The organism is Pseudomonas sp. REP124 (assembly GCF_020164475.1).
In the GTDB taxonomy this organism is placed as follows: Bacteria; Pseudomonadota; Gammaproteobacteria; order Pseudomonadales; family Pseudomonadaceae; genus Aquipseudomonas.
Window position 1 is genome coordinate 1 of the sequence record NZ_JAIQWX010000159.1, and the last position, 13416, is coordinate 13416.

Below are 13416 nucleotides of genomic sequence, written 5' to 3' on the forward strand. Positions count from 1 at the left end.
TTCAACATGGATGTGACTGAACCACCGCAATCGCGGGCAAGCCCGCTCCCACAGGGAACTCAACCGTTACGAAACAGAAAGCTGTACGCATTCAACGCCGGCACCCCACCCAGGTGCGCGTACAGCACTCTCGATCCCTCCGGAAACTCCCCACGACGCACCATCTCAATCATCCCGTTCATCGATTTGCCCTCGTACACCGGATCGGTCAGCACCCCTTCCAGCCGCCCGCACAGGCGGATCGCCTTCAGCGTGCCTTCGTTGGGCAACCCATATTCCGGATGCGCAAAGCGCGTATCGAGCACCACGTCCTCTTCGGTGATCTCACGGCCCAGATCCACCAGTTCGGCGGTGTGCCGGGCGATACGCAGGATCTGTGCGCGGGTCTTGTCCGGCTTGGCCGAAGCGTCGATCCCGATCACCTTTTTCGAACGACCGTCCGCGGCAAACCCAACGATCATCCCGGCCTGAGTGCTGCCGGTCACCGAACAGACCACGATGTAATCGAACTTGAAGCCGAGTTCCTGCTCCTGCTGCCGCACTTCCTCGGCAAAGCCGACAAACCCGAGGCCGCCATAAGGATGCTCGGAACAACCCGCCGGAATCGGAAACGGCTTGCCGCCCCGCTCCCGCACAACGCTCATGGCCTTCTCCCAGCTGGGACGAATGCCGATGTCGAAGCCTGCTGCATCAAGGCGCACATCCGCGCCCATGATCCGCGACATCTCGATGTTGCCGACCCGGTCATACACCGCGTCGGAATAATTCACCCAGTTTTCCTGCACCAGCACGCACTGCATGCCCAGGTGCGCCGCGACCGCCGCCACCTGACGGGTCTGATTGGACTGGATGCCGCCGATGGACACCAGGGTGTCGCAACCCTGCTCGATGGCCTCGGGAATCAGGTACTCGAGCTTGCGTGTCTTGTTCCCACCGAAGGCCAGGCCACTGTTGCAATCTTCACGTTTGGCATACAACTCGACCTTGCCGCCCAGGTGCTCGCTGAGTCGCTTCAAGGGAGTGATAGGCGATGGGCCGAAGGTCAACGGATAACGTTTAAAACGATTCAGGTTCATGGCGCTAATCCTTAATGGGGTGGAATATCCAAGCACTCTGGCGGGCTTCGATATTTCAATATTAAGAAAAAACCTGAAAATCCGTGTTGCAAACTTCGTCAATTTATAGTTGCTTTATTCCTTACAAAAACATCTCAAAGAAACTTTATTGTGTATAGGTCGACATGAACGCAACAAATAATCACAAGCGATCCAACACCCAGGCTGCAGAGCCGATTCCGCTTGATCGCACCGACCGCGCCATCCTCAAGGCGCTGCAACGCGATGCGTCGATTTCCAATGTGGCCCTGGCCGAGAAAGTGAAACTGAGCCCGCCGGCCTGCCTGCGGCGTGTCGAACGGCTCAAGCAGGCCGGGCTGATCAAGGGCATCGTCGCCCTGCTCAACCCCGATGCGCTGGACGCCGGCATGGTGGTGTTGATCGGCGTGGTGCTGGACCGCTCCACCCCGGAATCCTTCGCCGCCTTCGAAGCCGCCGCGCAAAAAGTCTCGGGCTGCATGGAGTGCCATGTGGTCACGGGGGAATTTGACTACTTCATGCTGCTGCGCACCAAGGACAGCCAAAGCTTCAATCGGCTGCATGCCGAACAACTGCTGTACCTGCCGGGTGTGCGGCAGATTCGTTCGTTCATGGGGTTGCGACAGGTGTTGTCGACGCCGCAGATTCCGCTGTAAACCTGATGCAGCTCGGACTGCCTGCAAGCACCTTGATTGACATGATCTCAAAGGTAGGTAGCATGATTAGCTATAAATGAAAGCTAAGGTAATTCGAAGATGAGCAAATATCACCCGGCCAAGATGCACCTCAAGGAGAAAACCATCACGCTCCCCGAGCTTCTCGACAAGGACAAAGGTGACAGTAAATTCCGTGAACTGCTCCACAACATCTTCGCGTTCTCAAGCAAAATCGAAGCAATTCGCGGTGAGTTCGGCAAGATAATCGGCCTTACCGGCATTGAGTACACCGCGTTGATCGCCACCGCTTACATGCGCAGTATCGATACCGTGTACGTGAACAGCCTGGCGGATCACCTGCACTTGAGTGGCGCCTTCATCACTCTGCAAACCAATAAGCTGGCAAAGAAAGGCTACCTGACCAAAACGAAAGATCCGGAGGATGCACGCCGCGTTCAACTGGACCTGACCGATCTTGGCTACGAAGCACTGGCAAGCCTGGCGCATTCCCAGCAGAAGGTGAACGATGTGCTTTTCGCAGGCATCGATCAGGAGCAGTTCAAGACATTGGTCAAGACCTTTGGCCTTTTGGCCAACAACGGCGACCGCGCGTTCAACATGGCCAGCTTTCTGAGCAATGACAAATAGTCTGCACTTACAGTAAGCCGCTGCGGTAAAGAGTTGCCCTGCTCCCAGGTAACGACAGTCTCTGACGACTTTCGAGCAAGGCAACTTGACGCTTGAACTCAAACCCACCCGATCAAACACCCGCCGCTGCAAGTGTCGTCACTTTGGAGCGCTTGAGCAGTGCAAACAGCACCATAGCCAGTGCGGCGATCAATCCGGGTAACGCGAAGGCTATGAAATTAAGCTGCAGTGGCAGGTTGATCCCGACCAAGGCGCCACCCAGCAATGGGCCGACTATTCCGCCACTGCGACCGACACCAGACGCCCAGCCCATACCTGTCGAACGGATCGACAGGCCATAGAACTGTGCCGCGCAGGCGTATAGCAAAATCTGTGTACCGATGGTTGTCGCACCAGCCACAGTGATCAGCAGATAAAGCACCGGTACCGGACTTTTCAGCCCCAGAAGGCTGACAGACAGGGCGGCCAGAATCAGAAACGCAACCAGCACCTTAGGCAGATTGATCCTGTCCCCCAGCCATCCTCCAAAGACCGCACCCAGCACCGCGCCAGCATTCAGCGCAACCAGGAACGACAGACTGGAACCCAGGCTGTATCCCGCGCTGGCCATCAACTTCGGCAACCAGGAACTGAGCGCGTAAATCATCAGCATGCAGCAGAAGAAGGCCAGCCATAACACCAGGGTAGGCAGCGCTCGCCCTTCCCGGAACAGTTCCAGCAGCGACGCCGGCCGGGCATTGGATTCGCCCATGATCAACGAATCGTCCTTTTGCAGGTTACAGCCCGGATCTACGCGAAGAAGAACCGCGTGTGCCTTTTCGAGGCGACGCTGGCGCAACAGAAAGCCTACCGACTCGGGCAGTTGCCAGTAGATCAACGGCAGCAGAATCAACGGTACTGCCGCGGCGAAGAACATGGCCTCCCAACCAAAGCGTGGCAGGACGAAAATCCCCACGCTGGCCGACAGCACACCGCCCAACGGATACCCGCAGAACATGATGGAAACGATGGCAGTGCGAAACTTCTTCGGCGCGTACTCGTTCATCAGCGCCACAACATTCGGCATCAACCCGCCGCAGCCCAGACCGGCAAAGAAACGGCAGATGCCAAACTCCGTTGGATTGCTCACGAAGCCGTTGGCAAGCGTGGCGCAACTGAAAAGCAGGCAGCACACGGCGATCCCTTTTTTACGACCGATCTGGTCTGCCAGGGTGCCAAACCCTACAGCCCCCAACATCATGCCGAAAAGCGCATAACTACCCAGGGCACCGGCTTCAAGAGGGCTCAGCCCCCACTGCTGCATCAGCACGGGCAGCACCGCGCCGTAGATGAACAAGTCGTAGCCATCGAAAATCAGCAGCAGAAAACACCAGCCCATGACCATCCAGTGAAAGCCGGAAATACGCGCATGGTCGATGATTGTGTGTACGTTCACTTTTCGCATGACACCTGCCTCTTGTTATTGTTGGAAATGAGCGTCAGCAGATGGCATCGACCATTCGCAGCTCATTTCCTTGGCGACCGAGCGGCTTTTTTGCCCGGCGAGAACAGTATCAAATCAATTTAGCTTATTTTGCAAGCTATTTTAGAAAGCATTAAGCCTTCGTTTTATTCCAATCACCCAATCCCGCGTTCCAGACTGGTCAACGATGACCTTGGGCGTCGAGGCCAATGCTTTTCTCTGATAAACGGACGTGCGCACCACGCCAATTGCCCCTTCCAGCTGGTTGAACCAGCTTCCCCGCTGCCCTGTTCAGATCCCCGGAAGACCACCCTCTCGGCCACGGCTCATAAGCGGCGCTGGCAGAATCAATCGGAGTTATATTTTTTATTTTGCTTTCTTTGTTAGCTTTTTATATAAGCTTACCACTGCCAGATTCGCGAGCGGTGCACGGAAGTACGGCCGCAAGCAACGTCATCCACCCTCCTCGCACTTTGCCGGATGCGCGCGGTGAGGGTGTTCTTCGTCACTATAAAAACAAGAGAACGACATGAATCAGTATCCGAATCCCCTGTCGCGGGCGATCGCCAGCGTTGTAACCATGACCCTTCCACTCAGCTCCCTGGCTGACGGAAGTGGTTTCTTCGAAAACTCCACGGCCACCCTGACCACGCGCAATTACTACTTCAGCCGCGACTTCTCCGACACCGTTGGCCCAAGCCCACAGTCCAGGGCCGAGGAATGGGCGCAAGGCTTCATCCTCAACTATGCATCGGGCTATACCCCGGGGCCGATTGGTTTTGGAATAGACGCCATCGGCCTGTTGGGCATCAAGCTGGACAGCAGCCCGGAGCGCGCAGGCACGGGCCTGCTCCCAGGCGCCTATGGCCAAAGAGCGCCCGATGACTACAGCCGCCTGGGTATCACGGCGAAGCTCAAAGTGTCCAAAACAGAACTCAAGGTTGGAGAACTGCAGCCCAATCTTCCGGTTCTCGCCCTGACCGACAACCGCCTGCTGCCCAACACCTACCAAGGCGCCTCGATCCTCTCAAGCGAGATCTCCGGGCTTAACCTGCAAGCAGGGCAACTGCACTCGACGAGCCTGCGCAGCGAGGCAGGCGATGAGCCAATGGGAGCGATCATCGGGTTTACGCCCCGGCGCGACGCCCAAAAGAACCTGATCACTTCGGATCGCTTCAACTACGCCGGTGGTGACTACTCATTCAATCAAAACCGCTCCACCGTCAGCCTCTGGTACGGCCAGCTGGAGAACCTGTACAACCAGCGCTTCGCCGGCTTCAAGCACAGCGAACCAGTGGGCCTATGGACGTTTGGCGCCAATCTTGGCTATTTCAAGTCAAACGAAGACGGCAAGCGTCTGATCGGCACCCTCGACAATCAGGCGTTCTACTCGCTGCTGTCGGCCAAACGTGGTGGAAACACCTTTTACGTGGGCTACCAAGGCATGTACGGCAACGATGGTTTCCCGCGCGTTTTCGTTACCGTCTCCCCCTTGGGCAACGAAGTGCCTACATACGAATTTGCCTCCGCCAGGGAACGCTCCTGGCAGGCTCGCTACGACTACGACTTTGCCGCTCTCGGCGTCCCCGGCCTGTTGGCGGGAGTGCGTTACATCAAGGGCGACAATGTCGATGCCGGCAGCTTCGAGGGCAAGGACAGAGAACGCGACATTGATCTGAGCTACACCATTCAGAGCGGCATTCTGAAAAACGTCGGTATACGAGTACGAAACGCAGTGGCGCGCTCCAACTACCGCACGGATATCGATGAGAACCGCCTGATCCTCAGCTACACCCTGAAACTCTTCTAAGTTCTTACCTGCCCCCTCCTTGCCGGCATGGAATGAGGCCGTTTTTTTCGCGTCTGAACGCCGCGATCCAGAGCCTTCTGGATCGCGGCGGCTAACCTGCACGCACCAACCACACATTTCGTCCTTCACCCATTCGGGAGTGCAAAGTTTTGACTTCACCTATCAGAATTGCCATTTCAGGGGCGCGAGGTCACATGGGTAAAGAGGTGATGAATATCGTCTCGGCTGACCCTTCATTGATTTTGGCCGGTAGCATCGGGCGACTTTCAGAAGGAAATCGCTCGCAGGCGCGACAAGTGCTTGGAAACTGCGATGTCGTCATCGACTTCACCACAGGCAGTGCATCAGCGGCACTTGCAGAAATCTGCGCCAGCCAGGCAGGTCCTGCACTGGTGATCGGGTCGACAGGCTTTGAAGCCGACGATCTGGCTCGCATCAACGCAGCATCGAACAAGATTGCGATCGTACGCTCCGGAAACTTCTCGCTGGGCATCAACCTGCTGATGGGACTGGTGGAAAGGACCGCCCGTGCGCTCCCTCAACGGATGTGGGACATAGAGGTCCTCGAGGCACACCACCGCCGCAAAGTCGATGCGCCGTCCGGTACGGCACTGATGCTGGGAGAAGCGGCAGCCGAAGGTCGGCAGACTTCACTTTCATCTGTCGCCCGGTGCGCGCGTGAAGGCATGACGGGTGAGCGCCCGCGAGGAGAAATCGGCTTCAGCGTCATCCGTGGCGGTGGCATCCTGGGAGAGCACAGCGTGATCTTCGCCGCGGATGAGGAGCTTTTGACTCTGTCCCACAGCGCACTCAGTCGCAGCATGTTTGCCCGTGGAGCGCTGACGGCTGCGCTTTGGATCAAGGATCGCCAGCCCGGCGAGTACGACATGCAGGACGTGCTGGGCTTTTCGAGAGACGACTGAGCGCACGAAAAAAGCCGCAGATAAACTGCGGCAAAGGGTTTTCACAACGATGAAGGCTGCTGATGAATCAGCAGCCTTGCTCACTCAAATTTCTTCGTTGAGGTCGTACTGCGCGGCAAACCTGTCCAGCAGGCCGGCGCTACGCTTCCAGTCGAACGTGCGGAAAGACGCGCCCTTGGTGACGAAAGTCGCACCCGAGTAGAACATCTCGTATTGAGTGTGACGAGAGGCATACTCGGAACCGATTGCATCCCACGCCAGGTTGAAGAACTTCACCCGCTCCACAGCGTTTGCGATTGGCGACTGCTGGGTTTTCTCAATCAGTTCACGCATGTGCGGATTGGCAAAATCCTGGGTGGAGGATGGCAACATGATGACCCCGCCACCCGCCAGATCGCGCAGGCGGGAGATGAACTTGGGATACAACTGCTGCGCAATCACCTGAGAGGCATAAAGCAGGTGGCGATCCGGAACGAAGTACTCGCCAACGTATGAGCCCTTGCTTTCCATGCCATTGACGAAAGACTCGGAAATCGCTGCTTCCGCCGCAATTTGCCCCAGTTTTTCTCGAACCTGAGGCAAGGCCATGATGCCGTTCATTTCGGCGGTGCGATAAGCGATACCAGCCAGGAAACGCATTTTGACCATGAGGCGAACTTGCGCCTGATAGTTCTGGTAAACATGCGCAGGTGTTTCATGAAACTGGGCCATGCACATGTCCGTGTCACGATGCACGAACACCCGATCCCATGAAACCTTGACGTTATCGAAGTACAACAGTGCGTCGTTTTCGTCGAAACGGCTGGACAGCGGGTTCTGGAATACACTCTGGTTGTGCTCTTCATACGATTTGCGCGACAGGATCTTCAAGCCCGGGGCGTTCATCGGGATGGCAAAGGAAACCGCGTACTTTTCCTCCTCGCCCTTCTTCAGCGGTTGCAGGCAGGTCACCAGCACTTCGTTCGCCATGATCCCGCCGGTAGCCAGCATCTTGGCGCCGCGAATGGTGATGCCCTCTTCATCTTCTGCCGCAATCCCCGCCGTGAGGAATTCGTCCGCCTGCTCGCCTGTGGACTTTGAGCGGTCAGCCTGAGGGTTGATGATGACGTAGGTCAGGTACAGATCATTGTCACGGGCGTAACGGTAGTAGTTGCGCAGGTTCTGCGCTCGCGTCTCATCGTAGCGCTCGAACCGTTCAATCCCCATCACCATGCCGGAAATGCAGCTGGCGACGTGATCCGGAGCTCGCCCCAAAAAGCCACAGCTCAGGCCAGTCCACGCTTCCAGAGCCATGCGGCGCTGTTTGAACTCTTCCGGGCTTTTTGGCAGCTGCCAGATGCGGTTGTAACGCTCTCCGGTTTCCGTGTCGACGGTGGTCATCAACTCCAGGTTGTCGTGCTGGAAGTCGTACAGATTGCTCAGCCATTCGATGGAACTGGCAAAGGCAGGATGAGTGGTGACGTCATCGACGCGCTCACCGTTGATATAGACACTACGTCCATCACGCAGCGATTCGATGTGTTGAAGTGAAGTCTTGATCATTTCTTGTTCTCCAATACGACGGCAGTTCAGGCGATTTCGGCGTAGCGGCCGCGGCAGAAAACCAGGGGTTCGCTGTGGTTGCTGCTGGTGAAGTTCACGACCTCACCCACAAAAATGACGTGATCGCCTCCGTCGTAATCGGCGTAAGGCTTGCATTCGAAATGAGCCAGGGCGCCTGTCAGCAAGGGTGTCCCGGTGTCGCGAGTTTCAAACTCCACGTTCTCCCACTTGTTCTCCATGGCGCGGGCAAACTTGTTGGAAAGCTCGACCTGGTCCTTACTCAACACATTGACGGCGTAATGACTCGCCCGCTGCATGGACTCGAGGCTGAGCGCGCGTCGATCCAGGCTGAACAACACCAGTGGCGGGTTGATCGAGACCGAGTTGAAGGAACTCATGGTGATACCGAGCGGACGGTTTTCACTGTCCTGGGCGGTAATGACGGCGACGCCAGTGGGGAACTGGCCCAATGCGGTACGGAATTGAGATGCATCGAATGACATGGGACTCACCTTTTATTATTAGCTTTGCGACAAAGCTAATATGATCCCGACAAAACACCTCGTCAAGCTTTTTGTTAGCTTTCTTTGTTAGCTATATCAGCCTGTTCATAAGGCTTTCACGCCATCCTGACTCCGTAAACGACAACGGCCTGAACGCGCGATTGCGTTCAGACCGTTGTCATGATGTTGCAACCTGTACTGGCTGCTGATGCGCTTTAGACCTGTGTCCGAAGCAATTGCTCGATGGCGTGCGCGATGCCCAGCACTCGCAGGTCCCCTCCTCGCTCGCCCATCAGCATCAAGCCGACCGGTGCATCGCCCTGCTCGTGACAAGGCAGGCTGATGGAACAGCGATCGAGAAAATTTGCCACCGAAGGGTTGCGCAGCATCAGCAAATTGCTTTTCTGGAAACTTTGCGGATTGGTCATTTCCTGCAGGGTCGGCGCGACGATCGGCACCGTGGGCATGACCAAGGCGTCGTAGTGCGCGGTGATTGGTGCGATGCGAAGTTGCAGATCGGCTCGTGCCTTTAGCAGATCGATGTAATCCGCCGCGCTCTGATGCTGCCCTTTCTCTATGCGCGAGACTACGTTCGGATCGTAGCCTTCACGACTGGAGGCAATCAGTTCACGGTGCCACGCCCAAGCCTCAGCTGCGGCAAAGCCACCCTTTTCGTTGATCTTCGGCAACTCGCCCAGCTCACTCAAGGCGATACGCTCGACTTGCACCCCCGCTCGCTCCAGCCGATTCAACGTGCGCTCAAAAGACGCCGCTACCAGACTGTCCATACCATCGAGCACCAGGGTTTGCGGCACCGCCAGGCGCAGTCCTCGCAAATGGACAGATGGCAACGGATTGACCGGATCGCCGGCCAGCACATCGTTGAGAATCGCCACGCAAGCTACCGAAGCACCCAACGGCCCGACCGAATCCAGGCTGCTCGACAATGGCGAGACACCGGTCTGGGGAATCCTCGATGCCGTCGGCTTGAAACCGACGATCCCGCACAATGCCGCGGGAATACGGCACGAACCACCGGTATCGGTGCCAAGGCTGGCCACCGCCATCTGGTCGGTAATGGCAATCGCCGCGCCGGATGACGAGCCTCCGGGAATTCTTCCGGTCGCCCGATCCCATGGGTTTTCCGGCGTTCCGTAATGCGGGTTCAGGCCAAGACCGGAGTACGCGAACTCGGTCATGTTGCTTCGTCCGATCGGAATGAATCCGGCATTGCGCAGACGGCTGACCACCAGCGCATCGGTTGTGGCGGGTTTGCATTCGGCCAGCACCCGTGAGCCGCAGGTCGTCACCTCGCCGGCCATGTCGAACAGATCCTTGATGCTGATCGGTATACCGGCATATCGAGGCACCGGCACATTTTGCTCACGCAAGCGATCGTAGGCGACGGCCTGCGCCAGGGCCTGCTCGCGCAGCGGTCGGGTAAAGACCTTGGCCGCAAGTTCTGGCTGGCGGTCCATGTTATCGATGCAACGCTGCACGAGCTGCTCGCTGCTCAACGAGGAGTTCAGCGCCTGGCCGATGGTAAGAAGTGTCATGGCATGACTCCCGGGAACGACAATTCACGCTGTTGGGCAGGGGCGTGGAATCTGCAACGGGATCAGCCCCTGCGAGTGTTTATTCGTAGTAATGAATTTCCAGCAGCACGCAACCGCCTCCAGACTTGAATGGACCGTGAAAGGCTCCCGGTGGACGGCAAGCATAGGTATGCGGCTGGAAGGCTTCACCACCCTGACCTTGCTCGTCGTTGCCCACGGTCAGATCACCGGAGACCAGATACACCTCCTCCCAATAGTCATGGACGAAGGGTTTGGTGGTGTAGATGCCCGAATGGAAGCGCAACAACCGGGTTCGCGTTCCGGTTTTCCCCGGTTCATCCAGCGAACCCGAAAGGATGAGTTGCTCGATACCGTCGGGATAGCCCGGCGGGGTTTCCCAGCCGTCCTGCATGTCCACCGAATAAAACTCTTTGTGTGCTTTGTTGATCATTGCAGCTTGCTCCTGATTGTTTTTCCTGCGGGCGCAGGTCGAGGTTGCACGTGCCGCCGGCTCAGTGTGCGGCCCATTCGATTTTGCTGATGTCGATTCCGTCCTGGTACATGTCCCACAGCGGCGACATTTCCCTGAGTTTGGTAACTGCGGCCTTGATCATCGTCACGGCGCTATCGATTTCGGCTTCGGTGGTGAAGCGGCCCAGCGTGATTCGCAGGGAACTGTGGGCGAGCTCGTCGCTTCGACCCAGGGCGCGCAACACATACGAAGGTTCAAGGCTGGCCGAGGTGCAGGCAGAGCCGGACGACACGGCCAGCCCTCTGAGGGACATCATCAGCGACTCACCTTCGACGAAGTTGAAACTGATGTTGAGATTGCCCGGCACCCGATGTTCGAGGGAGCCGTTGACGTACACCTCTTCCATGCCCTCGAATCCAGCCAGCAGCCGATCGCGCAGAGCCAGAACGCGCGCGTTTTCGCTCTGCATTTCCTCCCTGGCAATGCGGAAAGCCTCGCCCATGCCGACGATCTGGTGGGTGGGCAAAGTGCCGGAACGCATCCCCCGCTCATGCCCGCCCCCATGGATCAGCGCTTCCAGACGAATACGCGGCTTGCGACAGACATAGAGAGCACCGATGCCCTTGGGCCCGTAGAGTTTGTGCGCGGTGAATGACATCAAATGCACGTGCAGTGCTTTCAGATCGATTTCCACCTTGCCGGCGCTTTGTACGGCGTCGACGTGGAAGAACACGTCATGTGCCTTGCAGACTTCACCGATGCCGGCAATGTCGTTCACCGTCCCCAGTTCATTGTTAGCGTGCATGATCGAGACCAGGATGGTCTTGTCAGTGATCGCCTGAGCCACTGCCTGCGGGTGAATCAAACCGTTCTGGTCCGGGTCGAGATAGGTCACTTCAAAGCCTTCGCGCTCCAGATGGCGGCAGGAGTCGAGTACCGCTTTGTGTTCAATGCTCGAGGTGACGATGTGATTGCCCAGGTTGCGATAGAAGCGCGCCACGCCCTTGACCGCCAGGTTGTCGGACTCGGTGGCACCGGAGGTCCACACGATTTCTCTTGGATCAGCGCTCACCAACTGCGCAACCTGTTGGCGCGCCCTGTCCACCGCGGCCTCGGCCTCCCAGCCGAATGAGTGGGAGCGCGAGGCCGGATTGCCAAAATGCCCGTCGGCCGTCAGGTACTGGCACATCAGCTCGGCAACCCTCGGATCGACCGGCGTGGTAGCGGAGTAATCCAGGTAAATATTCTCGCCCATCGTCTGACCTATACCCTTTCGCTAAAGCTTGTTCGATGATCGAGTATCTAACCATGTTAGCTTGCTTTGCAAGCTATTTTTATTACCGATATTCCCTCTCCCGCCCCCCTCTGCGAGGACTGCGTCGCCGTCTAAATACCCAATGAGCAAAATTTATATTTTCATGGTTGCTATTTTTGTTAGCTATTTATATAAGCTTAATCCTTGCCCGGCGCATCCTGCCAGATGACGTCCCAGCATCATTTCCCGCAACCGATTACAAGAAAGAGAGAACGCCAAAATGACCACTCTGACCTTCAACTGCGTATCCATCATGGGCGAAGAACTTCGTGAGTTTCAGATAAGCGACGTAATCATTGCCGGCTGGACCGGTCGTGATCGTCACGCGGTCGAAGCACACATTGTGGAGCTCGAGGAACTGGGCGTTAAACGCCCGGCAACGGTTCCCTGTTACTACTTCGTCACCGACGACCGCCTGACCCAGGACGAGAACATTCAGGTACTGGGCGAAGAGTCTTCGGGCGAGATCGAGTTCTTCCTGCTCAATGACGGAGAACGCCTGTGGGTCGGAATCGGCTCCGATCACACCGACCGTAAAGTCGAAGCCTATGACATCACGGTATCCAAACAGATCTGCAGCAAACCTGTCGGTCGCACACTCTGGCCATTGGATGAGGTACGTGAACACTGGGATCAACTGGAGATGCGTTCATGGCGTGAAGACGCTGGAAGCGCGGTGCTGTATCAGCAAGGAAAGGTCACCACGATGCTGGAGCCCGAAGCACTGTTGGAGCGCTATGCCACGACCTGTGCAGCGACCTTCGAGCCGGGAACGGTGATGTTCTGCGGAACCCTGGCTGCCATTGGTGGCATCCAGTACACCTCGCGTCTCACTCTGGAACTCAACGACCCGCAGCTCAAGCGCAGCATTCGGTTCAGTTACCAGATGCAGAGTATCTGATTGCAAATTTAATGAACCCGGCCGACATGAGCCCGCCTAACCCAAGGACTATCAGGAGGTAACTCATGCAATTTGAACCGACGTGGATCGTGCTGGCGGCAGTGCTCTTGGTTGCGGAATTGTGGGCGATCAACCGGGTGCGCAAGAGCGAGGGGAAATCGAGCACCAAGGGGGTGTGGATGGTGGTGATCGTGTTCGTGCCCTTGTTTGGGCTGTTGCTCTGGCTGCTGGCGGGGCCCAAGCATATTTCGCATAACCCGAGCTCACCGCAAACCCGGCAATAATCACCTATCCCCCTGTGGGAGCGAGCCTGCTCGCGATGGAGGCCCGGCCACCGCGGGGCATCAGACAGCCAGCGTTATCGTTGACGTCATCGCGAGCAAGCTCGCTCCTACACGTCCTTTCTGCGCAATTCCGACATGATGCCATCGGGCCATGATGCGCAAGAAGTTGCACACAAAAAATGTGGATAACCCTGTGTGCACATTGCTGCAGAGCTTGTCGTCCGGCGTGTAGAGGCGAGTGCGCAAGAAG

14 protein-coding genes are annotated in these 13416 nt (G+C 57.1%); 6 read left to right on the forward strand and 8 right to left on the reverse strand.

From position 1 onward, the window contains the following. Positions 1–59: 59 nt before the first annotated feature. Entirely contained in the window at positions 60–1076 is a 1017-nt protein-coding gene (locus K9857_RS25920) for a 1-aminocyclopropane-1-carboxylate deaminase (protein WP_224540697.1), read from the reverse strand. A gap of 164 nt (positions 1077–1240) precedes the next feature. On the opposite strand from K9857_RS25920, the gene K9857_RS25925 reads away from it, so the two are divergent. After that, positions 1241–1750: an Lrp/AsnC family transcriptional regulator gene (locus tag K9857_RS25925; RefSeq protein WP_224540699.1), complete on the forward strand. Its 510-nt coding sequence runs from the start codon at positions 1241–1243 to the stop codon at positions 1748–1750. A 99-nt stretch (positions 1751–1849) separates the two neighbouring features. Then, positions 1850–2398, forward strand: coding sequence for a MarR family winged helix-turn-helix transcriptional regulator (locus tag K9857_RS25930; protein WP_224540701.1), 549 nt, complete (start codon positions 1850–1852; stop codon positions 2396–2398). A gap of 112 nt (positions 2399–2510) precedes the next feature. On the opposite strand, the gene K9857_RS25935 is transcribed toward K9857_RS25930, so the two are convergent. After that, positions 2511–3842 carry an MFS transporter gene (locus tag K9857_RS25935; protein WP_224540703.1) on the reverse strand — a complete coding sequence of 444 codons (1332 nt, stop codon included), beginning with the start codon at positions 3840–3842 and terminating at the stop codon, positions 2511–2513. Positions 3843–4440: 598 nt separating this feature from the next. Between K9857_RS25935 and K9857_RS25940 the strand changes: the two genes are divergently transcribed. After that, a complete protein-coding gene (locus K9857_RS25940) occupies positions 4441–5670 on the forward strand; it encodes an OprD family porin (RefSeq protein WP_224540724.1) in 1230 nt (409 codons plus the stop codon). A 149-nt stretch (positions 5671–5819) separates the two neighbouring features. Then, positions 5820–6593, forward strand: coding sequence for a 4-hydroxy-tetrahydrodipicolinate reductase (gene dapB / locus K9857_RS25945; protein ID WP_224540705.1), 774 nt, complete (start codon positions 5820–5822; stop codon positions 6591–6593). Positions 6594–6677: 84 nt separating this feature from the next. Here the strand turns inward: dapB and K9857_RS25950 are convergent, their stop codons facing one another. The 5 genes from K9857_RS25950 to K9857_RS25970 all read right to left on the reverse strand — a co-directional run bounded on the left by K9857_RS25950 (position 6678) and on the right by K9857_RS25970 (position 11921). Continuing rightward, positions 6678–8135: a 4-hydroxyphenylacetate 3-hydroxylase family protein gene (locus K9857_RS25950; RefSeq protein ID WP_224540707.1), complete on the reverse strand. Its 1458-nt coding sequence runs from the start codon at positions 8133–8135 to the stop codon at positions 6678–6680. A gap of 26 nt (positions 8136–8161) precedes the next feature. Further along, complete coding sequence (locus K9857_RS25955; protein ID WP_224540709.1) at positions 8162–8638, reverse strand: flavin reductase family protein; 477 nt, start codon at positions 8636–8638, stop codon at positions 8162–8164. Positions 8639–8853: 215 nt separating this feature from the next. After that, positions 8854–10194 (reverse strand): amidase, encoded by a 1341-nt coding sequence (locus K9857_RS25960; RefSeq protein WP_224540711.1) that lies wholly within the window; start codon positions 10192–10194, stop codon positions 8854–8856. A 79-nt stretch (positions 10195–10273) separates the two neighbouring features. Next, positions 10274–10645, reverse strand: a complete 372-nt coding sequence (locus tag K9857_RS25965) for a cupin (RefSeq protein ID WP_224540714.1) — start codon at positions 10643–10645, stop codon at positions 10274–10276. A gap of 61 nt (positions 10646–10706) precedes the next feature. After that, positions 10707–11921: an IscS subfamily cysteine desulfurase gene (locus K9857_RS25970; protein WP_224540716.1), complete on the reverse strand. Its 1215-nt coding sequence runs from the start codon at positions 11919–11921 to the stop codon at positions 10707–10709. Between the two features lie 280 nt (positions 11922–12201). On the opposite strand from K9857_RS25970, the gene K9857_RS25975 reads away from it, so the two are divergent. After that, positions 12202–12882, forward strand: a complete 681-nt coding sequence (locus K9857_RS25975) for a DUF2848 domain-containing protein (protein ID WP_224540718.1) — start codon at positions 12202–12204, stop codon at positions 12880–12882. Between the two features lie 65 nt (positions 12883–12947). After that, a complete protein-coding gene (locus K9857_RS25980) occupies positions 12948–13166 on the forward strand; it encodes a PLDc N-terminal domain-containing protein (RefSeq protein ID WP_224540720.1) in 219 nt (72 codons plus the stop codon). Positions 13167–13226: 60 nt separating this feature from the next. On the opposite strand, the gene K9857_RS25985 is transcribed toward K9857_RS25980, so the two are convergent. After that, positions 13227–13416 (reverse strand): hypothetical protein (locus K9857_RS25985; protein WP_224540722.1); only part of this gene is annotated, 190 nt, incomplete at its 5' end.